We start from the raw sequence: 22,222 nt of genomic DNA, 5'->3' as shown, positions 1-22,222 counted from the left end.
GGATAACTAAACGATGCACCTGACTCTCGCTCAAATGGCCATCACGGCGCTGCTGGTGGCGCTGCTGCCGCTGTCGCTGGTGTGGACGTCGTCCGACGCCAACAAGTACCGCAAGCTGATCTGGGTGAGCGTGTTTCTCACGCTCGACCTGATCGTGTTCGGCGCGTTTACGCGCTTGACCGATTCCGGCCTCGGCTGCCCGGACTGGCCCGGCTGCTACGGCGCCGCCAACCCCTTCCTGGCGCACGCGGACATTGTGGCGGCCGAAACCCTGAACCCCACCGGCCCGGTCACCGTGGCCAAGGCCTGGATCGAGATGATCCACCGCTACCTGGCCATGGCCATCGGCGTGCTGATCGTGGCGATGATGGCGCAGGCGTGGTACCAGTGGCGCAAGTCGCAGGGCACCCGGCCCGAGTACAAGCCGGGCATGCCGACCTTCCTGTTCTTCTTTGTCTGCCTGCAAGGCGCGTTCGGCGCCTGGACTGTCACGCTCAAGCTGCAACCGGTGATCGTCACCATCCACCTGCTGCTGGGCATGGGGCTATTGGCGGCGCTGGTATGGTACGGCGGCCGCCAGAACCAGCTGATTTCTCCGGTGCGCACCTTGTCCGGCTCGCCCACGGCGATGCGCAAGATCCGCTGGCTGGCCGGCATCTCGGCGGTATTGCTGGTGGTACAGATCGCCCTCGGCGGCTGGGTGAGCACCAACTACGCCACGCTGGCGTGTACCGACTTCCCGCTGTGCGGCGGCAAGCTGGTGCCGCACATGGACTTCGAACACGGCTTTACGCTGTGGCGCGAATTGGGCAAGACCGCTGCCGGCCATTACATTCCGTTTGCGGCGCTGACGGCGATCCACTGGATACACCGCAATGCAGGCTTCATCGTGGCGCTGGTGGCCGGCTACACCGCGTGGCGCGCGTGGGGCAATGTGGTATTGCATAAAACCGCGCGCTACATCGCGCTCGTGCTGGCCGCGCAGATCGCCACAGGCCTGGCCACGATCTACTTCAGCTTCCCGCTGACCATTGCCGTATTGCATAACGCCGGCGCGGCGCTGCTGGTACTGTTGCTGACCGTGTTAAACTACAAGGCTAAATTCCAGCACGATCTTGCTAAAAAAGCAGCTTCGGGTGCTGGTTTATCGCACCATTTACCGCTGAAGCAGCAATAGCTTGCCTTCTGGCCAAGCGCTTCGAAATGACATCATGACCACGCACACTCTGACCAAACCTTCCCGCCGCGCCTCGCAGTTCTGGGCGCTGACCAAGCCGCGCATCACCCAGATGGCGGTGTTTTGCGCCATCATCGGCATGTTCCTGGCGACGGATGGCATTCCGGACTGGCGCGTGGCGGTGCCGGCCACGCTGGGCATTTTCCTGCTCACCAGCGCCGCCTTCGCGGTCAACTGCCTGGCCGAGCGTGAAATCGACGCCCGCATGGCCCGCACCGCGCGCCGTCCGAACGCCATGGGCGACGTGACCGTGGGCGAAACCGTGGTGTTCGCGCTGCTGATCGGCGGCGCCGGCATGTGGATCTTGTATGCGCTGGTCAATCCGCTCACCATGTGGCTCACGTTCTTCAGCTTTGTCGGCTACGCCGTGATCTATACGATGATCCTGAAGCCTGCCACGCCGCAGAACATCGTCATCGGTGGCCTGTCGGGCGCCATGCCGCCGGCCCTGGGCTGGGCCGCGATGACCAACGAAGTACCGGCCGAAGCGTGGCTGCTGGTGATGATCATTTTTGTCTGGACGCCGCCGCATTTCTGGGCGCTGGCGCTGTACCGCCGCGACGACTACGCCAAGTCGGGCCTGCCGATGCTGCCGGTCACGCACGGCATGGAATACACGCAGTTCCACGTGTGGCTGTACTCGATCGCGCTGGCGGCCACCACCGTGCTGCCCTACGTGGTGCAAATGAGCGGACTGATTTACCTGGTTTCTGCGATCATCCTCAATGCGGTCTTCCTGCACCATTCGTGGAAGATTTATCGCCATTATTCCGACCAGGTGGCCCGCAAGGCCTTTGCCTGGTCGATCATGTACCTGGGCTTGCTGTTCGCGGCGCTGCTGGTGGACCATTACATCAAAATATGAAGAAACTGTTCGCTTCGGCCGTGCTGGCCGTTTCCATGTTGCTGACCGGCTGTAGCGAAAAATCGTCTTCGCAGTCGTTCCAGAATGTCGACATCACCGGCGCCGCCTTTGCGAAAGACTTCGCGCTGATTGATCACACGGGCAAGCCGCGCACCATGGCCGACTTCCGGGGCAAGGTGGTGGTGATGTTCTTCGGCTTTACCCAGTGCCCCGACGTCTGCCCCACCACCATGGCCGAGATGGCCGGCGTGATGAAAGCCCTCGGCCCCAAGGCCGACCAGGTGCAGGTGCTGTTCGTCACCGTCGATCCCGAGCGCGACACCCAGCCGCTGCTGGCGCAATACGTGCCCACCTTCGATCCGCGCTTCATCGGCCTGTACGGCACGCCTGACCAGACTGCAGCGGTGGCCAAGGAATTCAAGATCTTCTACGCCAAGGTGCCCGGCACCGACGCCGCCAACTACTCGGTGGACCACACGGCGGCCAGCTACATCTTCGACAAGAACGGCAAGGTGCGCCTGATGGTGCCGCATGCCAAGGGCCAGGCGGCCATCGTTCACGACATTCAACAACTGCTGTAAATTCCCATGCGCCAGCGCTTTCAACCCTTCACCCGGCTTGCCGCCGTCATCCTGCTGGTCATCGGCTGCCTGATCGTGTTGCGCCCGTTCGTGGCCGCCATCCTGTTCGCCTGCGCCATCACCATTTCAAGCTGGCCGCTGTACTTGCGCCTGCTGAACAAGGTCAAGGGCCGGCGCTCGCTGGCCGCCGCCATCATGAGCGTGGGCTTGACCTTGTTAATCCTGGTGCCGCTCACGCTGGTGACCTGGAATATCGCCGACAACGCCGCGTCGTTCTACGACCACTTCAAGGCCAGCCTCGGCAGTGGCACGCTGGCGCCGCCGGCCTGGCTGCGCGACCTGCCGCTGGTGGGCGAGATGATCGACACGTATTTGCGCCGCCTGCTGGGCAGCCGCGAGGAGTTGCTCGGCGTCGCCAAGAACCTGCTCGAACCGGCGCGCCACCTGCTGCTCGGCGGCGGCGTGCTGCTCGGCAGCGGCGTGGCCCAGGTGAGCCTGGCCGTGTTCGTCAGCTTCTTCCTGTACCGCGACGGCGTCACCATGCTGTCGTCGCTGGGCCGGGCCATGGACAAGCTGATCGGCGCGGAGCAGGCGACGTCGGTATCGGACACCATCAGCCGCACCGTGCGCGGCGTGATGTATGGCTTGCTGGGCACGGCGCTGGCGCAATCGGTGGTGGCGGCGGTGGGTTTCCTGATCGCCGGCGTGCCGGCCGTGGCGCTGCTGTCAGTCGCCACCTTTTTGCTGTCGCTGATCCCCGTCGGACCGCCGATCATCTGGATCGGCGCCACCATCTGGCTGTTCGACCACGGCCAGACCGGCTGGGCCATTTTCATGGCGGTGTGGGGCGTGCTGTTGATCAGCGGCGTCGATAACGTGGTCAAGCCGCTCTTGATCAGCCGTGGCAGCAGCTTGCCCTTCATCCTGGTGCTGCTGGGCGTGATGGGTGGCGTGCTGGCATTCGGCTTTGTCGGATTGTTCATCGGTCCGACCCTGCTGGCGGTAGGCATGGGATTGTTACGCCACTACACCGCGCAGGTGTGAGTTCATCGAGCGAGCCGCGCAACCGGCTGGTGTATGGCGCGATCGTGCTGGCGGTCATCGCGCTGGGCCTGGCGTCGCGCCGGTATCCAGGGCTGTTGCCGGCCGCGCTGGGCAAGTACCCGGGCGACGCGCTCTGGACCATGATGGTGTTCTTCGGCCTGGCCATGATCGCGCCGCGCTGGAGCGTTGCCCGGCTGGCGCTGGGCGCGCTGGCGATTTCTTACGTGGTGGAGTTCGGCCAGCTGTACCAGGCGCCGTGGATCGTGGCAGTGCGCGCGCATCCGATGGGGCACCTGGTGCTGGGCACGGCGTTTGGCTGGCTGGACCTGGTGGCGTACACGGTGGGGGTGCTGCTAGCGTTTGCGATCGAGCGCATTATCGCCCACCGCAGGCGTCGCCAGCGCTAAGCTGCGCGCTCAATCCAGATCCGCATTATCCTCGGTATCGTCCTTCGGTATCACTTTGACCAGCAAGATACGCGGTCCGTTCATTTTTTTTGCCACGATATCGAAATGGCGGAAACTGATGCGCTGGCCCTGCTTGGGGATGTCGCCGAGTTTCACCATGATCAGGCCGCCCACCGATTCCACTTCCTCCATGCCCAGTTCCTCGTTCTCGATATCGATGCCGAGGGTGCGTTCGAGCGAGAAGATCGGCAGGCTGGCCTTGCCGATCAGCGTGCCGTCCGGCTGCTTGAGCCAGTCGTTTTCGTTGAGGCGGAATTCGTCGTGGATTTCGCCGACCATCGCGCCCAGCAGGTTGTCGAGCGTGATGAAGCCGACCGGACGCTTGTTTTTTTCGCCGATCAGCGCGAAGTGCGGGGCGCCGTCGCGGAAACGGCGGAACTGTTCCAGCGCCGGCGTGCGTGCCGAGATGGTTTCCACCGGCCGCAGGAACGGCACCAGGTCGGTGATCGGCTTGCCCGACTGCTGGGCGAAGAACAGGTCTTTCAGGTGCACCACGCCCAGCACGGTTTCGCCGTCGCGGTCGTAATACGGGTAGCGGCTGAAGCGGTTGCGCAGCATGGTGTCGAGGTTGTCGGCCAGGGTGCGGCTCGCGTGCAGGCTGATCACCTCGTTAATCGGACGCATCAGGTCGGAGACGGCCAGGTCGGAAAAATCGAGCGAATGGGCCAGGATGTTGCGCTCGTCCTTGTTGAATTTTTCGCCAGGTTGGCTGGTGCGCAGGATCAGCTTGAGTTCCTCGACCGAGTAATGGCTGTCGTGGCCGCCCTTGCCGGCCAGGCCAGCGATGCGCAGCACCATGTTGGCGCTGGCATTGAGCACCCAGATGAACGGGTACATGATCCAGTAGAAAATATACAACGGCGGCGCGCACCACAAGCCCACCACCTCGGGCATGCGGATCGCCAGCGATTTCGGCGCCAGCTCGCCCACCACGATGTGCAGGAATGAAATCACGCTGAAGGCAAACACGAAGGCGATGCCGTGCACCACCTCGGGCTTGGTGATGCCGATGGCGGTGAGCAGCGGCTCGAGCAGGCTGGCAAACGCCGGTTCGCCCACCCAGCCCAGGCCCAGCGAGGCCAGCGTGATGCCCAGCTGGCAGGCCGACAGGTAGGCATCGAGCTCGCCGTGCACCTTGCCGAGGATGCGCCCCCGCAGTCCCTGCGTCTTGGCAATCGCCCGTACCCGGGTTTTACGCAGCGTGACTATGCCGAATTCGGCCGCCACAAAGAATCCATTGAGCGCGACCAGGAATAGGGCGAGCACGACAAGCAGAACGTTTTGCATAGGGGCCGAGCGGCGAATTTCTTCGTATAAAACGCTTATCTTAAACGACAGCGGCCAAAAGCAGCACGAATTGCCTCTTTCGGGAGGGCCCAATTCGAGGGTCAGTGCCGACATTCGGACATTGCGGAACTTTTTTGTTGACGCATAATTCAATAAAAAGGTTCAAAAATGTCCGAATGTCGGCACTGACCCCGAAGTACGAAGTAGGGGAGGGTCAGTGGGCGAAGAGGCCGCTGTGGACGGTGGAGATGATGGCCTCGATGGCCGGATGGCGGATCTTGCGCTCGTTCGAGATGGCGTAAAAATGCTCGCGCAGCTCGGGCGCGTCGCCGACCAGCACGGCGCCGAGCTGGTCTTCGATATCGTGCGCCAGCGCCGACGGCGCGAAAAACAGGCCCATGCCGTTGCGCCCGAAGGTGTTGAGCATGGCGTTGTCTTCGAATTCGCCGGCGATCTCGGCCCTTACCTTGTGTTGCACCAGCCAGGTGTCGATGCGTCCGCGCAGCGCGTTGTTGCGGGTGGGCACCAGGAGTGGTGCGTGGTGCAGGCTGGCCGGGAAGTTGCCCCGGTATTTATCCGCCAAGCGCGGCACGCCGAACAGTTTCATGTCGCTTTCGCCCAGCAGGTGGCTGAACACTTTCAGGCTGCCGCCGGCGCGCACGGTGCGGTCGGTCAGTACCACGTCGAGCTTGCCCAAAGCGAGATCGGCCAGCAGGTTTTCGAATTCGTCCTCCATGCATACCAGCCGCACCTGCTTGGACATGGTTTGCGTGGCCTGCAGCAGGCGGAACGCGATCAGCTTCGGTAACGAGTCCGATATGCCCACCGTGAGCCGCATCTTGCCGGCCTCGGCTTCGTCGAGCGCATCTTGCAACTGGTCGCCCAGCAGGAAAATCTGCTCGCAATAGCTGAAGGCCAGCCGGCCGGCCTCGGTGGGCACCAGGCGCCGGCCTTGCGGTTCGAGCAGTTGCTTGCCGATCGATAGCTCCAGCGCGGAGAGCTGCATGCTGATGGTCTGCACCGCCAGTCCCAGCCGTTCGGCCGCGCGGGTCACGCCGCCCTCCTTGGCGACGATCCAGAAAAAGTATAAATGACGGTAGTTCAAGCCGCTGGTTTTCACACTCAACCCTTCAATTATTCCGAAGTAATACTTCAATTATCTTCTATTTTTAAATATGTTGTCAGACCCTATACTCGAGCAGTCGATTCATAACTAGATTCACTACTTATAACGAGAGAAAATCCATGAAGCATTTCAGAATTTCCTTCCTCGTGACCTTCATCTGCCTGGGTTTGGCCGGCTGGTGGGGTTACGAGTTGGGCGGATGGAGCGGGGCGCTGTCGGCGTTCGGCGTGGCGGTGATCCTGGCGGCGATGGAAGTGTCGCTGTCGTTCGATAACGCGGTGGTCAACGCGTCGGTCCTGAAGAACTGGGACGAGTTCTGGCAAAAGCTGTTCCTGGGCCTGGGCATCATCATTGCCGTGTTCGGTATGCGATTGCTGTTCCCGCTGGTCATCGTGGCCGTGGCGGCCGACATCAGCATCATGGATGTGTGGACCCTGGCGCTGAACGACCCGAAAACCTATTCGATGCACCTGACCAACCACCACGCGGAAGTGGCGGCCTTCGGCGGCATGTTCCTGCTGCTGGTGTTCCTGAACTTCCTGCTCGATGATGACAAGGAAGTGCACTGGCTCGGTAACTTCGAGAAGAAACTCGGTTCGCTCGGCAAGGTCTCGTCGATCTCGGTGATGATTTCGCTGGCCGTACTGCTGGGCTGCATGAGCATCGTGACCGAAGCGCAAAAACTGGTCGTGCTGATCTCGGGCCTGTGGGGCATCCTGGTGTACGTCGGTGTCGACGCCATCAGCAGCCTGCTGGAAAAAGAGGAAGAAGGCGGCAGCGATGTCGGCGACATGGTCAAAAAAGGCGGTATCGGTGGTTTCCTGTACCTGGAAGTACTCGATGCATCGTTCAGCTTTGACGGCGTGATCGGCGCGTTTGCCATCACCACCGACGTCGTGATCATCATGCTGGGCCTGGCCATTGGCGCGATGTTCGTGCGTTCGATGACGGTGTACCTGGTAAAAAAGGGTACGCTCGACCAGTTCGTGTACCTTGAACACGGCGCCCACTACGCCATCGGTATCCTGGCGGCGATCATGTTGGCCAGTATGAAGTTCCACGTGCCGGAAATCTTTACCGGCCTGATTGGTGTGGCGTTCATTGCCGCCTCGGTCTGGTCGTCGATCCGGTACCGTCGCCAGCAGGAAGCTACTGCAGCCATCGCAGCGAAATGAATTAAAGCTCAAGCAAGAACCAAGAACACAGCGCGCCGTCTAATACGGACACGGCGCGCTGCACTGTAGTACCCCTTGTCCGGTTTTCTTTTTAAGGAGTCTTACCATGGCAATCAGTCTGCAAAAAGGCGGTAACGTTAATCTGAGCAAAGAAGCCCCAGGCCTGTCGAAAATCATCGTCGGCCTCGGCTGGGACGTACGCTCCACCGATGGCAGCGCGTTCGACCTGGACGGTTCTGCATTCCTGCTCAAGGCCGACGGCAAAGTCCGCGCCGACAACGACTTCATCTTCTACAACAACCTCAAGTCGTCCGACGGCGCCGTCACCCACTCCGGTGACAACCGCACCGGCGACGGCGCCGGCGACGACGAAACCGTCACCATCGACCTGTCCACCGTACCGGCCGATATCGAGCGCATCGCCATCTGCGTGACCATTCACGACGGCGACGCCCGCAAGCAGAACTTCGGCCAGGTGCAAAAAGCCTACGTGCGCACCGTCAACGCCGCTGGCGAAGCGGAAATTGCCCGCTACGACCTGTCGGAAGACGGTTCGACCGAGTCGGCCATGATCTTCGGCGAGGTGTATCGCAACGGCGCCGAGTGGAAATTCAAGGCCGTGGGCCAGGGCTTCAAGGGTGGCCTGGGTCCCCTCGCTGCTTCGTTCGGCGTCAGCGTTTAAACCAGGAAAGGGTTCGTCATGCCTAAATTTTCGGTGACCGGTGATATCGATCCGTTCCTGCATGTGTCGCTGGCACGCGGTGAAAAGATTTACTGTGAGTCCGATGCGATGGTGATGATGGAGGAGGCGCTTGACCTCAAGGGCAAGATGACCGGCGGCATCGGCGCCGCCATCATGCGGCGCTTTGCCAACGGCGAATCCTTCTTCCAGCAGCATATCGAAGCGGTACGCGGCGACGGCGACTGCCTGCTGTCGCCGCGGTTGCCGGGCGCGGTGCAAATCCTCGACGTCGGCAAGGAGCAGTACATGCTCAGCGACGGCGCTTTCGTGGCCGCGTCCGAAACAGTGGAGCTGAAGGTGCGCACGCAAAGCCTGGGCAATGCGCTGTTCGCCCAGAGCGGCGGCTTCTTCATCACCGAAACCTCCGGCAACGGCCAGGTGGCGGTGTCGGGCTTCGGTTCGATGTCGGAGCTGGAAGTGACGCCCGGGCGCGATGTCGTCATCGACAACTCGCACGTGGTGGCGTGGGACAACCGCCTGCGCTACGAAATCTCGGTCACCACCGGTGGCAGCAGCGGCTTTCTCGGCAACCTGGTCAACAGCCAGACCAGCGGCGAAGGCATGGTGCTGCGCTTTTCCGGCAGCGGCAAGGTCCTGATCTGCTCGCGCAACAGCACGGCGTTCAAGACCTGGGTGCAAACCCCCGCGTAATAAACCAACAAACAAGGAGAACAAACATGTCAGTCAGTTTGAGCAAGGGCCAGAAGATCAATCTGGAAAAGGAAGGCGGCGGCGCCCTCGGCAAGGTCACCATGGGCCTGGGCTGGGATGCCATCAAGACCAAGGGTTTCCTCGGTTTCGGCTCGAAGAGCGAAGCGGTCGATCTCGACGCGTCGGTCGTCATGTTCGACGAAGGCAACCGCCCGGTGGACGTGATCTGGTTCCGCCAGCTGCGCAGCAAGGACGGCAGCGTGGTCCACACCGGTGACAACCGCACCGGCGCCGGCGACGGCGACGACGAACAGATCAACGTCGATCTGAATGCCGTACCGGCCACCGTCAAGAGCCTGGTGTTTACCGTCAACAGCTTCACCGGCCAGACTTTCTCGCAGGTGGAAAACGCCTACTGCCGCCTGATCGACGCCAACAACGGCCAGGAAGTCGCACGCTTCAACCTGTCGGTACAAGGCCCGCACTCGGCCCAGATCATGGCCAAGGTTTACCGTCACAACGGTGCCTGGAAAATGCACGCCATCGGCGAAAACGGCAACGGCCGTACCTTCGACGACCTGCTGCCGCAAATTTCCGCGCACCTGTAATCGAGCAGTTGTAGTACCGTAGCAAAGCCCCGCGTACCGGCGCGGGGCCCCTCTCATTAAAGCAGTAGGTACTTTCACCGCGCAGTCTCTGCCGTGACGCTATAATGTTGCCATGCTTAAACTCGATCAGATCTCGCACATAGTGACGCAAGCCGCGCGCGGCGAGCTGGTCTTTCCTACCAGTGTCAATGCCGCCCTGCGCCTGCAGATGACCCTGGCCGATCCCGATTGCGATACCGAAGATGTGCTGCGCCGCGTGCTGGCCGAACCGGTCCTGGCCGCCCGTACCGTGGCGCTGGCCAATGCTGCCGTGTTCAACCGCAGTGGCACGCCCATCACCAGCGTGCGCGCGGCGGTGGCGCGCGTGGGCTACCGTCACCTGTACACGATGGCGGCAGCGATGGTGGTGCGCCAGTTCGGCGCCCGCATCCGCGACCCGCACCTGCGGGCGCAGGCCGAGCAACTGTGGCGCCACACGGCCCATGTCGCCGCGCTGTCGTATGTGATTGCCGGCAAGCTTACTGCCACCGATCCCGACACCGCGCTGTTTGCCGGCATCATCCACGAAGCAGGGGGCTTTTACCTGCTGTCGCAGGCCGACGATATGCCGGGCCTGCTCGACGACCCGGCCGACTGGCTCGGCGCGCCGCAGGAAATCATTGCCCGACAGCTCATGAAAAAGCTGTGCATACCCGATCCAGTGGCGCTGGCCGTGGTGTCTCTGCCCGGCGCCACGCTCACGCCGCCGCCGCTGGGCCTGCGCGATACCTTGCTCATCGCCAAACACCTGGCGCCGGTGGCTTCGCCGCTGGCGTCGAAACAAGATGCGACTCAGGGGCCGGCCGGCCTGGCTGGCTTTATCGACGACAATGCCGCGCTTGAGCAGATCCTGCGCGACTCGCACGACGACGCTGCCTCGATGAGCGCTGCGCTACTGGTCTGATTGCCCGTTTTTGTGGCATAAACGATGTGTTGATCATCATTTTGACCAGAAATAGGCCATCGTCTGGCGATCGGCGCCGCTGCATCGGCGATAATGGCAACAGTCGTCATACAACAAACTCATTACCATGAATCACACCGCAGCAGCCGCCATTCCCGCCGAGGGACAGGTCACCCCGGCGCCGGCGCCAATCGCGTCGCCGCGCAAGAAGCACCGCAACCTTGCCCAGGGCGTGGTGGAAAGCTTTACCCAGACCATACAGGCCGGCACCCTGAAACCAGGCGAAAAGCTGCCGACCGAGTCGGTGATCATGGAAATGCACGGCGTCAGCCGCACGGTGGTGCGCGAAGCGATTTCGCACTTGCAGGCAGCGGGCCTGGTGCAAACCCGCCACGGCATCGGCACCTTCGTGCTGGCGCCGCAACCGGCCAACCTGCGCATTTCGTCCGACACCATCCGCACCATCGGCGACGTGCTGTCCATCCTGGAACTGCGCATCAGCCTGGAAACCGAAGCGGCCTGGCTGGCCGCCACCCGCCGCAGCGAAGAGCAGGTGCAGCAGATGGGCGCAGCGCTGGCGCGCATCCAGAGTTCGGCCGGCCAGCCCGGCTCGGTGGAGGCGGACGTCCATTTCCACCTGTTGATCGCGCAATCGACCGGCAACCGTTATTTTGTCGATATCCTCAGCGACCTCGGCAACACCATCATTCCGCGCGCGCGTGTCAACTCCGCGCAACTGGCCCATTCCGACCCGGCGGCGTACCTGGAGCGCGTCAACCGCGAGCATGACGACATTTACCGCGCCATCCTGCGCCAGGATGCCGAAGCGGCGCGCGCGGCCATGCGCACCCACCTGAGCAACAGCCGCGAGCGCCTGCGTCGGGCCCAGGAGGGCATCGCGCCGGACGCCTGACGGCCAGCGGCTGGCAATCAAATTCTTGACTGTTTTGCCGCGCGGCCACAGACCGTGTGGCGGTTCTCAGGAAAGTGCTTGCCCCCGCTCGGATATGGTTGTACGATGTCATACAACCGGTGCAGATGATCTTGTTCACACCGCGTGAGACCCCTTCCACACATTAGATGTCGATTCTTGGAGACTGTTATGCAACCGAATGACCTGAAAAAAATCCTTTCCTCTGGCCTGCTGTCGTTCCCTATTACCGACTTCGATGCCCAGGGTGACTTCAACAAGAAATCGTACATCGAGCGCCTGGAGTGGCTGTCGCCATTCGGCGCCAGCGCGCTGTTCGCAGCTGGCGGCACCGGTGAGTTCTTCTCGCTGACCCCACAAGAATTCCCTGAAATCATCAAAACCGCTGTCGATACCTGCAAAGGCCAGGTACCGATCCTGGCCGGCGTCGGTGGTCCGACCCGCGTTGCCGCTGCGTACGCCAAAGAAGCCGAGAAAGCCGGCGCCCAAGGCCTGCTGCTGCTGCCGCACTACCTGACCGAAGCGAGCCAGGACGGCCTGATCGAGCACGTTGCCGAGGTCTGCAAGGCCACCAACCTGGGCGTGGTCGTGTACAACCGCGCCAACTGCCGCCTGACCCCTGATTCGCTGGCCAAGCTGGCCGACCGTTGCCCTAACCTGATCGGCTTCAAGGACGGCATCGGCGACATCGAACTGATGGTCTCGATCTGGCGCAAAATGGGCGACCGCTTCAGCTACCTGGGCGGCCTGCCTACCGCCGAAGTGTACGCCGCTGCCTACAAGGCCATCGGTACTCCGGTATACTCGTCGGCAGTGTTCAACTTCGTGCCACAACTGGCGATGGACTTCTACCATGCAGTTGCTGCGGACAACTTCGCAGAACAAAACCGCATGATCGACGAGTTCTTCCTGCCATACCTGGAAATCCGCAACCGCAAAGCCGGTTACGCCGTCAGCATCGTCAAGGCCGGCGCCCGCCTGGTTGGCCACGATGCCGGTCCGGTCCGCGCTCCGCTGACCGACCTGACCGCGGAAGAATGCGACATGCTGGACAAACTGATCAAAAAACAAGCCAAGTAATTTGAAGCCTGTTTTCTGATTTGAATTCAAGCGCGGCTGGTCCGCGCTTTTCACACATCTAAGGAGTCGATATGCAAGTAGCTGGCGAAATGATCATTGGCGGTAAAGCACTGGTAGGTAAAGAGGGCACGATCAAGGCGATCGACCCATCGCGCAACGTGGAAATCGAACCGGCGTTCGGCCTGGCCAGCGCTGCCGACCTGGAGCAAGCGGCCCAACTGGCCGACGCGGCCTTCGACCCGTACCGCAATACCAGCCTGGAAGTGCGCGCCAAGTTCCTCGAAACCATCGCTGACCGCATCATGGATCTGGGCCCGGCCCTGATCGAACGCGCGATGCAGGAAACCGGCCTGCCGCAAGCCCGCCTCGAAGGCGAGCGCGGTCGTACCGTCAATCAACTGAAACTGTTTGCCAAGGTCGTGCGCGACGGCCGCTTCCAGTCGGCCACGCTCGACAGCGCGCTGCCGGAACGCACCCCGCCACGCCCAGACCTGCGCCTGCGCAAGATCGGCCTGGGCCCGGTCGCCGTATTCGGCGCGTCGAACTTCCCGCTGGCGTTCTCGGTGGCCGGTGGCGATACCGCCTCGGCCCTGGCCGCCGGTTGCCCGGTCATCGTCAAGGCCCACTCGGCCCACCTCGGCACGTCCGAGCTGGTCGGTAAAGCCGTGTCGAAAGCCGTGGAAGAATCGGGCCTGCCAGCTGGCGTGTTCTCGATGATCATCGGCTCGGGCCAGACCGTGGGCCAGGCCCTGGTCAGCCACCCGGCCATCAAGGCAGTAGGCTTCACCGGCTCGCGCGCCGGTGGCCTGGCGCTGATGAAAACCGCTGCCGAACGCAAGGAACCGATTCCTGTGTACGCCGAAATGAGCTCGATCAACCCGGTATTCCTGCTGCCGGGCGCGCTGGACAACGCCAAGCTGCCGCAAGCGTTTGCCGATTCGCTGACCATGGGCGCCGGCCAGTTCTGCACCAACCCAGGCCTGCTGATCGGTATTAAGGGCGACAAGCTGCAAGCATTCGTTGACGCCACCGCCGGCACCATCGGCGCCAAGGCCGCCTCGACCATGCTGACCCCGGGCATCCACAAAGCCTACGTGTCCGGCGTGAAAAACCTGGCCGGCGTGGAAGGCGTCGAGCAAGTCGCCGTTGGTCAAAGCACCGAAGCCCCATGCGCCGCCCAGGCATTCCTGTACCAGGTACCAGCGAAAAAATTCCTGGCCGACGACAAGCTCGAAGGCGAAATCTTCGGACCAACCTCGCTGCTGGTCGTGGCGGAAGACGAAGCCGAATTGCTGGCAGTGGCCAACCACGTCGAAGGCCAGTTGACCGGCGCCGTGCACGCCACCGCCGACGACCGCGAACTGGCTGCCCGCCTGCTGCCTATCCTCGAGCGTAAAGTGGGCCGCATCCTGTTCAACGGCTTTGGCACCGGCGTGGAAGTGGCGCATGCCATGGTTCACGGCGGCCCGTTCCCATCGACCTCCGACAGCCGCACGACCTCGGTGGGCGCGTCGGCCATCGACCGCTTCCTGCGTCCGGTGAGCTACCAGGACGTGCCGTCGTACCTGCTGCCATCCTCGCTGGCTGACGACAACCCGGAAAAACTTCCGCGCATCGTCAACGGTGACCTGGTATGGAACGCGTAAGCGACATCAAGTGTGCGGTGGGGGAAAGCCCCACCTGGAGCGCGGCGGAGTCGGTCTTTTACTGGACCGACATTCCCGCCAAACGCGTCTGGCGCCTTGACCCGGCCACCGGCGCCACCCGCTTCTGGACCCTGGACGAGATGGCAGGTTGCGTCGCGACCCGGGCCGGCGGCGGCCTGATCGCCGGCATGGAAACCGGCGTGTTCCAGCTCGATCTGGGCGACGAAGTTGAAATCCAAGCTGCCGTACAGACCAAGCTGGCCACGCCGGGCGCGGCATTGGGCGAAGGCATGCGCTTCAACGACGGCCGGTGCGACCGCCAGGGCCGTTTCTGGTCCGGCACCATGTTCATGGACATGGGCCAGGCGCGCCCGGTGGGCAAGCTCTATCGCTACGACAGCCGTGGCATATCAAAACCGATGGTGTCGGACCTGCTCACGCAAAACGGCCTCGGCTTTTCGCCCGATGGCCGCACCATGTACCTGTCGGATTCGCATCCGTTGCGGCGCATGGTGTGGGCGTTCGACTACGACATCGATGATGGCGTACCGACCAACCAGCGCGTGTTTGCCGATTTGACCAAGTCGGTGGGCCGGCCCGATGGCGCGGCAGTCGATAGCGAAGGTTGCTACTGGGTCTGCGGCAACGACGGCGGCTACATCCTGCGCTTCACGCCGCAAGGCAAGCTCGATCGCAAGCTCGATGTGCCGATGTTGAAACCGGCCATGTGCGCGTTCGGCGGCAAGAACCTGGACCAGTTGCTGGTGACGTCGATTCCGTCCGGGAAACCGGAAGATGCGGAGTGGGGCGGGGCGGTGATTTTGCTCGAGCCTGGGGTCAAAGGCATTGCGGAAACGCCGTTCGGGGCTTGATGGCGTAGCGAAGTAAAAAAGGCAGATGCGGAAGCACCTGCCTTTTTTTTATTTTGATGATGACTTATGCCGGCGCGTTCAAGGTCTGGTTGTACACCTTGCCCGCAATGGTGACGTTCTTGAGCGTCACCCCCTTCACGTTATACATGAACCACGGCTCGGCCGCGTTGGTCGGCGCACCAAAATCGCAGTCGGTGATCGTCACGTCCGTGATCGGCACCACCGGCGGCGCCGGTTGCGGGCCGTTGTAGTCGGAAGCGACGGGGCCGAGCAGCATGATGGCCTGGAAGCAGGAGCCGGTCTTGCCGTCCTTGGTCACGTTACCGACGCGCACGTTCGAGATATGGATGTTGTTGACCACCGGCGGGCGGGTGCGCACGTGGTCGGCGGTGGGGATGTAGTCGCAGTCGAAGGCGACCACTGCGCCGGCCGCGGTGGCCACCTGCTTGCCGTTGATCGGCGAGTCGGGGAAGGTGGCGTAGTGCGATGCAGTCAGCTGCACGCCGTTCGGGATCGAGACGTCGCGCACGTAGAAATTGCGCAGGTAGCCGCCGCGATTGAGGTTGGTCTTCAGGCGGATGGCGATATTGAGCGGGTTGGTTTGCCAGTTGGCGTTCTGGAACACCAGCTTTTGCGCGAACACGTTCTGGATGCCGCCGGCCATCTCGCTGCCCAGCGTGACGGCGCCGTGGCCGCTGTGCATGATGCAGTTCTGGATCACGATGTTTTGCGACGGGCCGTATTGCGTGTCCTGGTTCTTGCCGGCCTTGATGGCGATACAGTCGTCGCCGGTGTCGAAGGTGCAGTCTTCCACCAGCACGTGGTCGCACGCTTCGGGATCGAACCCGTCGCTGTTGGGGCCATGGCTTTCGCAGTGCACCTTGCGGATCACCAGGTTGCGGCAGTGGACCGGGTGGTGCATCCAGAACGGCGTGCGCATCACGTGGTAACCCTGCAGCAGCACGTTGGTGCAGCCGATAATCTGGATCATCGGTGGCCGCAAATAGTGGCCCACGCCGAAGACGCGTTTCGCCAGCCGCACGCCGGCTTCGGACAGCGCCGGCAGGTATTTCGAGTCGGTGCGCCAGGTGCCGTCCTTGCCTTCGATAAGTGCGCGCTCGGCGTCGGTGATGCCGGGGGCGACATCGCGCAGCGATGTGGCGTTGTTCGGGTTCTCGGTATTTTCCGACATTTTGCCGGCGACGAAATTGGGCGTGTTGCCCTGGCCGATCGAGTTGATGGTTTTCTGCTTGCCCTTCCAGGTCCACCAGCAGTCGCCCGCTTCGTTGAACGGCACGCCGCCCTGGCCATCAAGCACGCTGGTCCAGTCTTCGCCGGTCAGCGCGATATTGTCCTGGCCGTAGGCGTAGATCATCGACGAGTAATTGAGGCAGTCGTTGCTCTGCCACCGCGAAATCACCAGCTTGCCGTTCTTGCCGCAGTCAATGTCGCCGTACCTGGCGTAGTCGGCCGGGTCGTGGCTGAAGTAGATGTGCGCGCCCGCGCTCAAGTGCACGTTGACGTTCGACAGCAGCACGATCGGGCCGGCGCAGTACCAGTTCCCGGCCGGGATCACCACGCGGCCACCGCCCGCTTCGTGGCAGGCCTTGATGGCGGCCTTGATGGCGCCGTAGCAGTCGGGCGATTTGGCGGCGGGCGTCGCCAGCTTGTCCTGTCCCTCGAACGATACCCAGGCCTTGATGTTGGTGAGCTTGCACGGCCTGGCGCCAAACTTCGTCACCACGAAATCCTGCTTGCGGAATTTAAGCGGCTTCGAGACGTGGTCGATAATGGCTTGCGCCTGCAGCCACGGATCGGGCGCCACGGCGGCGCCAGCTGGCAGGCCCAGCGTGATGCCTGCCGCCGGCAGGGCTTTCATCAGGTCGCGGCGCCGGGTATTGATAGTGAGGGTCATGCAGTCTCCTTGTTATTCATCGTCGTGTTGGTTATTGAATTCCGCGACAAAGATGGCGGCCGGCGACGGCTGCTCGCCGTAGCCCAGGTCTTGCACCGGATCGATGCCGTTCCTGGCCAGGTTGTGCCAGTAGTCGTTGCTGCTGTACTGGACCGGCCGGTAGGCAATCGCTCCCGGCTTGTTCCAGTCCGCCCACGGACGCTGGCGGTTGATGTGGGTGCCGATGCGGGAGTTCAGTACCACCATCTTGCCCACCGTTTCCAGCGTGGTTTTGGTGAGCGTGCCGACCGGCGCGCGATACACGTCCGTCGCGCCAAGCGTGCAGCTGTAGCCGGTCAATGCGAGCTTGGCGTACGGCGTGCACTTGGAATTGTGGAACCATTGGCGCAGCAGGTGGAACTGGCCGGCGCGGGCGTTGCTTGATCCATCGTGCGTGAAGCGGCTGCTGTCGAACACGAAGCCATACTTCGTTTTGACGTTGGTGTTCGGTGCGGCCACGTACGACACGCCGCGGTCGCCCAGCGTCCTGATCTCGCTCTGGTAAAAGTACGCGGTGCCGTCGCCGAAAATGAAATCGACATCGCCTTCGATGTACGACTTGTTGAAGAAGCTGCGTGTACTCGTCGCTACCGCCTTGGCCTTGACGTACAAAGTGTCCTGGAAGCCGATCAGGTGCACGTTCTCGAACTGCGCCTTGTCGGCGCCGTCCACTTGCAGCGCCAGCGCCTGGTGGTGGACGTTGTTTACATTGGGGAGCGCTTCCGCACGGGCGTTGCCGATGTCCTTGTTGTAGCCGTTCTCGAACGTCAGGTTGCGGGCCTGGAAGCCGTCGCTCTGCACCCACACGGTGGCGGTGCCGAAGGTGCGGATCTGGTCGCGGTCCTTCACGCTGTCGAACATGGCGCGGATCTCGGGCGCCACGGCGGAAAACTGCGCGCTATACGTGGCCGTGTAGTCGGCGCCGGTGGCGGACGCATCGAGTTTGGCCGTGATGCGGGTGGCGGCGGCATCCTTGCCGTCGCCGTACAAAGTGATTGGCGCCGCAATGGCCGGCACGTATACCAGTTCCGGGTAGGTGCCCGGTTTGACCAGCAGATACAGGCGCTTCGTCGGCGCGGCGCGACTGTCGGCCACCGCGCGGCTGACGGCCGCCTGCACCGTATTGAATACTTTCACGCCATCGGCCTTGGCCGCCTGGTCCACCACGTAGTCAGGCGTAAAGACTGCGCCGCGCGCCAGCGGATCGGCCAGCGGGTCCCAGGGATCGATCCGTTCGCTGCCGGCCGGGCCCACGTATTTGAGCACTTCGCCGTAGGCATAGTGCCTGGCCTGTTCCACGGTGAGCTGCGGGCGCCGCGCCGGCTCGCTTTGGGCCTGGGCGCTGCCCGAACATGTCAGCAGCATTAGCGCCGTCGCGGCTGCACGTACGGTGGCCGTCATGGGCGTGGTGCGATGAACAGGCCTGCCGACACCGGCACCGCCGTTTTCATTTCGCCCACCACCATGTCGGCGAAATAGGCCGCGCCCTTGGGGCCGAGGTGGGTGTAGTCGAATGCCGACTTGGCGGCGCCGGCCACTTCCACGTTGCCGGCCGTGAGCGCAGCGGGATCTTTTTTTGCCGGCGGCGGTTCCACCGCAAAGGTATCGGCCTGTTCGGACCCCATTGCCTGCACGGCGGCAAAGCTGTCGGCGTTGAGGTCGAGCAGCGCCACCTGCTGCGCCCTGGCGGTAGTGCGGATCACGTCGGCCCACGGCACCAGGTTGTTTTGCAGGACGCCGTCCTTGAAACTGCGCCGGGTGAGCGGAGTGACCAGCACCGGGATGCCGCCCAGCGCTTTTACTTCCTGCGCGTAGCGCGCCATATTGGCCGGGAACTCGGTGGCGAGATCGGTGGAGCGGCCCGGTTTGCCCGGCTGGTCGTTGTGGCCGAACTGGATCAGCACATAGGTGGTGCTGTAGGCGGCAGCGCCGCGCAGCAGGCCTTCCACTTCGTCCCAGCGGCCCTCGGCGCGGAAGCTCCCGGAGCTGCGGCCACCCTTGGCCAGGTTGATGCAGGTATTGGCGCGGTGGACGCGCGCGCAGAAGGCGTCGCCGTAGCCGCTGTTGCTGGCCATGGTGGAGTCGCCCACCAGGATCAGGCGCGCCGGCTTGGCTGGTTCGGCCGCGTGCACGGGCGCGGACATCAGGGTGGCGGAGGTAGCAACGGACGAGGCAAAGGCGGCTAAGATCAGGCGGGTAATCATGGTCTTCTCACAGGCAGTTGACGCGGACCGCGGTGTGCCGGTCCGGCGCCGGGTTGGCGACTGTTTTTTGGGACGACTGTTGTGCAAAGCACACGTAAAGCACGACCAGCCGGAAACACTCAATAAGTTGATCGCCGCGCGCGGCGGTCGGATGAAGCGGTCAGCCGCGCGAGAACGTACGCGTCACGCGTTCGAGGTGGGCGCGCATGGCTTTGCGGGCGGCGGCCGGATCGTGGGCGGCGATGGCTTCCAGGATGCGGCGGTGATCCTTGAGCGTCTCCTGGCGCAGTTCCTCGGTCTGGAAGTGTTCCTTGAGCTTGTGCCACAGCCGGCCGCGCTGGTCCCACAGGTAGTTGAGCGAGCCGACCAGCGCGCTGTTGCCGGTGGCGCGGGCGATCGCCAGGTGGAAGTTGCGGTCGGCCTGCTCGTTGCTCGAGTAGTTGGCGTGGCTCTGCTCCATCTCCACCACGGCCTGCAGGATGGCGTCGATGGCGCTGTCGGTGGCCACGCGGGCGGCAATCGCGGCAATCTCGGCTTCGATCAGGCGCCGCGCGGACAGCACCTCGAACGGGCCGGGGCCCACTTCCGGCAGGTCGGCGGGCGCGGGGCGCTCGCTGACATACACGCCGGAGCCGCCGCGCACCTCGATCACGCCACCGAGTTCGAGCGCGATCAGCGCTTCGCGCAGCGAGGCGCGGCTGACACTGAGCTTGGTGGCAAGGTCGCGTTCGGACGGCAGGCGTTCGCCGGGCGCGATATTTTCGGTGCGGATCAGGTCCTGGATGCGGTTGGCCACCACGCGGTAGAGGCGCGCTTCATGGACATGCGGGTCGGGGAGTGCGGAAGTTCTCTTCTGCATCATTGTCTCGTTTTTTTAGGTATGGCTTTAGGGATGACTTCTCTGCCATTTGGTCAGGCCATTCTAAGGTGGTCTGACCAAATTGGTCAACGCGGACTAGCCAAATACTTTTTTAGGTGGCATACTCGGAGCGTCAAATAGCCTCCCGAGTACCGTGCCAATAGCTTAAAAATGCAATTAAAGCACGGTGGAATGCGGGTTGCAAGGGCGCGGTTTGTCCCCACATGAAAAAATTGGGCGGACCAATAACTAAATTGGCCTGACCAATTTGAAAGCCGAAAAAACAACGTTAGCCGGGTAGAGACTCCCGGAAAGGAAGCCAGAATGACGCCACCATCCAGCATTACCGATATCAAGCGTGTCCCTGCCACCGCCCCCGGCGCTACCCCGGTCAGCACCCCGCGCTACATCCTCATGCACGACAACGACAACGTCGCCATTGTCGTCAACGACGGCGGCCTGCCAGCCGGCGCCGTATTTGAAAATGGCCTGACTTTGCTCGAAGCCGTCCCGCAAGGCCACAAGGTGGCGCTGCGCGACCTGGCCAAGGGCGATGAAGTGATCCGCTACAACGTCACCATCGGCTTTGCCGGTGAAGACCTGCCAGCTGGCCGCTGGCTCAACGAAGGCAACGTGATCATGCCGGGCGCCCTGGGCCTCGAAGGCCTGCCGATCTCCACCCGCGCGCTGCCGAAGGCCGAGCCGCTGGAAGGCTACACCTTCCAGGGCTTCCGCAACCCGGACGGCAGCGTCGGCACCCGCAACATCCTGGGCATCACCACTACCGTGCAATGCGTCTCGGGCGTGGTGGAATTCGCCGTGGACCGCATCAAGAAAGAGCTGCTGCCCAAGTACCCGAACGTGGACGATGTCGTCTGCCTCGAGCACACCTACGGCTGCGGCGTGGCGATCGACGCCCCCGGCGCCGAGATTCCGATCCGCACCGTGCGCAATATCGCGCTCAACCCCAACTTTGGCGGCCAGGCCATGGTCGTGAGCCTCGGTTGCGAAAAGCTGCAACCGACGCGCCTGTTCCCCAAGGGTTCGATCCCGATCCAGAACGAAGGCGGCGCCGACCCGGCGCTGGTCTGCCTGCAGGACGGCGAGCATGTGGGCTTCATGTCGATGATCGACTCGATCATGAAGCAGGCCGAGACCAACCTCAAGCGCCTGAACGCGCGCCAGCGCGAAACCGTGCCCGCGTCCGAACTGGTGGTGGGCGTGCAGTGCGGCGGCAGCGATGCCTTCTCGGGCGTGACTGCCAATCCGGCCGTCGGTTTTGCCACCGATTTGCTGGTGCGTGCCGGCGCCACCGTGATGTTCTCGGAAACCACCGAGGTCCGTGACGGCATCGACCAGTTGACCTCGCGCGCCGAAACGCCGGAAGTGGCAGCGGCCATGATCCGCGAGATGGCCTGGTACGATCGCTACCTCGACCACGGCGGCGTTGACCGCAGTGCCAACACCACGCCCGGTAACAAGAAGGGCGGCTTGTCCAACATCGTCGAGAAAGCCATGGGCTCGATCGTCAAGTCGGGCAGCAGTGCAATCAACGGCGTGATTAGTCCGGGTGAAAAGCTCAAACAGAAGGGTTTGATCTATGCCGCCACTCCCGCCAGCGATTTCATTTGCGGTACACTGCAACTGGCTGCGGGGATGAATGTTCACATCTTCACCACCGGCCGCGGCACCCCTTACGGCCTGGCCGAAGTCCCAGTGATCAAGGTCGCTACCCGCAACGATCTGGCCAAGCGCTGGCACGACCTGATGGACATCAACGCCGGCCGTATCGCCAGCGGCGACGCCACCATCGCGGACGTCGGCTGGGAGATGTTCCAGCTGGTGCTGGACGTGGCCAGCGGCCGCGAAACCTGGGCCGAAAAATGGAAGCTGCAAAACGCGCTCGTGCTGTTCAACCCGGCCCCGGTGACGTAACCGCATCGCGCGGTC

General features: G+C 62.9%; 21 protein-coding genes. 15 read left to right on the top strand and 6 right to left on the bottom strand.

The window, feature by feature from the left end:
- Positions 1-13 precede the first annotated feature (13 nt).
- The 5 genes from SR858_RS22045 to SR858_RS22025 are packed head-to-tail and all read left to right on the top strand — an operon-like array spanning position 14 to position 4,134.
- Positions 14-1,177: a COX15/CtaA family protein gene (locus SR858_RS22045; RefSeq protein WP_026637206.1), complete on the top strand. Its 1,164-nt coding sequence runs from the start codon at positions 14-16 to the stop codon at positions 1,175-1,177.
- A 34-nt stretch (positions 1,178-1,211) separates the two neighbouring features.
- Positions 1,212-2,102 carry a heme o synthase gene (cyoE, locus tag SR858_RS22040; RefSeq protein WP_019921387.1) on the top strand — a complete coding sequence of 297 codons (891 nt, stop codon included), beginning with the start codon at positions 1,212-1,214 and terminating at the stop codon, positions 2,100-2,102.
- Positions 2,099-2,683, top strand: coding sequence for an SCO family protein (locus tag SR858_RS22035; protein ID WP_019921388.1), 585 nt, complete (start codon positions 2,099-2,101; stop codon positions 2,681-2,683). The genes cyoE and SR858_RS22035 overlap by 4 nt, the downstream gene beginning before the upstream one ends.
- A gap of 6 nt (positions 2,684-2,689) precedes the next feature.
- Complete coding sequence (locus tag SR858_RS22030) at positions 2,690-3,727, top strand: AI-2E family transporter (RefSeq protein ID WP_019921389.1); 1,038 nt, start codon at positions 2,690-2,692, stop codon at positions 3,725-3,727.
- Entirely contained in the window at positions 3,724-4,134 is a 411-nt protein-coding gene (locus SR858_RS22025; protein WP_019921390.1) for a ribosomal maturation YjgA family protein, read from the top strand. Before SR858_RS22030 ends, SR858_RS22025 begins: the two co-directional genes overlap by 4 nt.
- A gap of 9 nt (positions 4,135-4,143) precedes the next feature.
- Here SR858_RS22025 and SR858_RS22020 read toward each other — a convergent pair whose 3' ends face one another.
- On the bottom strand, positions 4,144-5,481 hold the full coding sequence (locus SR858_RS22020) for a hemolysin family protein (protein ID WP_019921391.1): 1,338 nt from the start codon (positions 5,479-5,481) through the stop codon (positions 4,144-4,146).
- Positions 5,482-5,695: 214 nt separating this feature from the next.
- A complete protein-coding gene (gene nhaR, locus SR858_RS22015) occupies positions 5,696-6,601 on the bottom strand; it encodes a transcriptional activator NhaR (RefSeq protein WP_019921392.1) in 906 nt (301 codons plus the stop codon).
- Positions 6,602-6,726: 125 nt separating this feature from the next.
- On the opposite strand from nhaR, the gene SR858_RS22010 reads away from it, so the two are divergent.
- The 9 genes from SR858_RS22010 (at position 6,727) to SR858_RS21970 (ending at position 15,255) form a co-directional block, all read left to right on the top strand.
- Positions 6,727-7,782, top strand: coding sequence for a DUF475 domain-containing protein (locus SR858_RS22010; RefSeq protein WP_019921393.1), 1,056 nt, complete (start codon positions 6,727-6,729; stop codon positions 7,780-7,782).
- 106 nt (positions 7,783-7,888) lie between these two features.
- A complete protein-coding gene (locus SR858_RS22005) occupies positions 7,889-8,464 on the top strand; it encodes a TerD family protein (RefSeq protein WP_019921394.1) in 576 nt (191 codons plus the stop codon).
- Between the two features lie 18 nt (positions 8,465-8,482).
- Positions 8,483-9,175 (top strand): TIGR00266 family protein, encoded by a 693-nt coding sequence (locus tag SR858_RS22000; protein ID WP_019921395.1) that lies wholly within the window; start codon positions 8,483-8,485, stop codon positions 9,173-9,175.
- 26 nt (positions 9,176-9,201) lie between these two features.
- Positions 9,202-9,783 (top strand): TerD family protein, encoded by a 582-nt coding sequence (locus SR858_RS21995; RefSeq protein ID WP_019921396.1) that lies wholly within the window; start codon positions 9,202-9,204, stop codon positions 9,781-9,783.
- A gap of 112 nt (positions 9,784-9,895) precedes the next feature.
- A complete protein-coding gene (locus SR858_RS21990) occupies positions 9,896-10,726 on the top strand; it encodes an HDOD domain-containing protein (RefSeq protein ID WP_019921397.1) in 831 nt (276 codons plus the stop codon).
- A gap of 127 nt (positions 10,727-10,853) precedes the next feature.
- Positions 10,854-11,639, top strand: coding sequence for a FadR/GntR family transcriptional regulator (locus SR858_RS21985; RefSeq protein WP_019921398.1), 786 nt, complete (start codon positions 10,854-10,856; stop codon positions 11,637-11,639).
- 189 nt (positions 11,640-11,828) lie between these two features.
- Positions 11,829-12,737 carry a 5-dehydro-4-deoxyglucarate dehydratase gene (gene kdgD, locus SR858_RS21980; protein ID WP_019921399.1) on the top strand — a complete coding sequence of 303 codons (909 nt, stop codon included), beginning with the start codon at positions 11,829-11,831 and terminating at the stop codon, positions 12,735-12,737.
- A gap of 71 nt (positions 12,738-12,808) precedes the next feature.
- Positions 12,809-14,383, top strand: a complete 1,575-nt coding sequence (locus tag SR858_RS21975; protein WP_019921400.1) for an aldehyde dehydrogenase (NADP(+)) — start codon at positions 12,809-12,811, stop codon at positions 14,381-14,383.
- On the top strand, positions 14,371-15,255 hold the full coding sequence (locus SR858_RS21970; RefSeq protein ID WP_019921401.1) for an SMP-30/gluconolactonase/LRE family protein: 885 nt from the start codon (positions 14,371-14,373) through the stop codon (positions 15,253-15,255). Before SR858_RS21975 ends, SR858_RS21970 begins: the two co-directional genes overlap by 13 nt.
- Positions 15,256-15,319: 64 nt before the next feature.
- Here the strand turns inward: SR858_RS21970 and SR858_RS21965 are convergent, their stop codons facing one another.
- From SR858_RS21965 to SR858_RS21950, 4 genes are all read right to left on the bottom strand, one after another.
- Positions 15,320-17,170 carry a glycoside hydrolase family 28 protein gene (locus SR858_RS21965; protein ID WP_019921402.1) on the bottom strand — a complete coding sequence of 617 codons (1,851 nt, stop codon included), beginning with the start codon at positions 17,168-17,170 and terminating at the stop codon, positions 15,320-15,322.
- A 12-nt stretch (positions 17,171-17,182) separates the two neighbouring features.
- Complete coding sequence (locus SR858_RS21960; protein ID WP_084669929.1) at positions 17,183-18,610, bottom strand: pectinesterase family protein; 1,428 nt, start codon at positions 18,608-18,610, stop codon at positions 17,183-17,185.
- On the bottom strand, positions 18,607-19,413 hold the full coding sequence (locus SR858_RS21955) for a rhamnogalacturonan acetylesterase (protein WP_019921404.1): 807 nt from the start codon (positions 19,411-19,413) through the stop codon (positions 18,607-18,609). The genes SR858_RS21960 and SR858_RS21955 overlap by 4 nt, the downstream gene beginning before the upstream one ends.
- 160 nt (positions 19,414-19,573) lie before the next feature.
- Positions 19,574-20,272, bottom strand: a complete 699-nt coding sequence (locus tag SR858_RS21950; protein ID WP_026637207.1) for a FadR/GntR family transcriptional regulator — start codon at positions 20,270-20,272, stop codon at positions 19,574-19,576.
- A gap of 414 nt (positions 20,273-20,686) precedes the next feature.
- On the opposite strand from SR858_RS21950, the gene garD reads away from it, so the two are divergent.
- Positions 20,687-22,207, top strand: a complete 1,521-nt coding sequence (garD, locus tag SR858_RS21945; protein ID WP_051120310.1) for a galactarate dehydratase — start codon at positions 20,687-20,689, stop codon at positions 22,205-22,207.
- The last annotated feature ends 15 nt before the right edge of the window (positions 22,208-22,222 follow it).

Origin of the sequence: Duganella zoogloeoides (assembly GCF_034479515.1) — a bacterium.
Classification (GTDB): domain Bacteria; phylum Pseudomonadota; class Gammaproteobacteria; order Burkholderiales; family Burkholderiaceae_D; genus Rugamonas; species Rugamonas zoogloeoides.
This window is presented reverse-complemented; position numbering and strand designations above follow the sequence as displayed.

Coding starts and splice junctions, on each gene's coding strand:
- SR858_RS22045 (WP_026637206.1), top strand. CDS start 14: ATGCACCTGACTCTCGCTCAAATGGCCATCACGGCGCTGCTGGTGGCG.
- cyoE (WP_019921387.1), top strand. CDS start 1,212: ATGACCACGCACACTCTGACCAAACCTTCCCGCCGCGCCTCGCAGTTC.
- SR858_RS22035 (WP_019921388.1), top strand. CDS start 2,099: ATGAAGAAACTGTTCGCTTCGGCCGTGCTGGCCGTTTCCATGTTGCTG.
- SR858_RS22030 (WP_019921389.1), top strand. CDS start 2,690: ATGCGCCAGCGCTTTCAACCCTTCACCCGGCTTGCCGCCGTCATCCTG.
- SR858_RS22020 (WP_019921391.1), bottom strand. CDS start 5,481: ATGCAAAACGTTCTGCTTGTCGTGCTCGCCCTATTCCTGGTCGCGCTC.
- SR858_RS22010 (WP_019921393.1), top strand. CDS start 6,727: ATGAAGCATTTCAGAATTTCCTTCCTCGTGACCTTCATCTGCCTGGGT.
- SR858_RS22005 (WP_019921394.1), top strand. CDS start 7,889: ATGGCAATCAGTCTGCAAAAAGGCGGTAACGTTAATCTGAGCAAAGAA.
- SR858_RS22000 (WP_019921395.1), top strand. CDS start 8,483: ATGCCTAAATTTTCGGTGACCGGTGATATCGATCCGTTCCTGCATGTG.
- SR858_RS21995 (WP_019921396.1), top strand. CDS start 9,202: ATGTCAGTCAGTTTGAGCAAGGGCCAGAAGATCAATCTGGAAAAGGAA.
- SR858_RS21990 (WP_019921397.1), top strand. CDS start 9,896: ATGCTTAAACTCGATCAGATCTCGCACATAGTGACGCAAGCCGCGCGC.
- SR858_RS21985 (WP_019921398.1), top strand. CDS start 10,854: ATGAATCACACCGCAGCAGCCGCCATTCCCGCCGAGGGACAGGTCACC.
- kdgD (WP_019921399.1), top strand. CDS start 11,829: ATGCAACCGAATGACCTGAAAAAAATCCTTTCCTCTGGCCTGCTGTCG.
- SR858_RS21975 (WP_019921400.1), top strand. CDS start 12,809: ATGCAAGTAGCTGGCGAAATGATCATTGGCGGTAAAGCACTGGTAGGT.
- SR858_RS21970 (WP_019921401.1), top strand. CDS start 14,371: ATGGAACGCGTAAGCGACATCAAGTGTGCGGTGGGGGAAAGCCCCACC.
- SR858_RS21965 (WP_019921402.1), bottom strand. CDS start 17,170: ATGACCCTCACTATCAATACCCGGCGCCGCGACCTGATGAAAGCCCTG.
- SR858_RS21960 (WP_084669929.1), bottom strand. CDS start 18,610: ATGACGGCCACCGTACGTGCAGCCGCGACGGCGCTAATGCTGCTGACA.
- SR858_RS21955 (WP_019921404.1), bottom strand. CDS start 19,413: ATGATTACCCGCCTGATCTTAGCCGCCTTTGCCTCGTCCGTTGCTACC.
- SR858_RS21950 (WP_026637207.1), bottom strand. CDS start 20,272: ATGCAGAAGAGAACTTCCGCACTCCCCGACCCGCATGTCCATGAAGCG.
- garD (WP_051120310.1), top strand. CDS start 20,687: ATGCACGACAACGACAACGTCGCCATTGTCGTCAACGACGGCGGCCTG.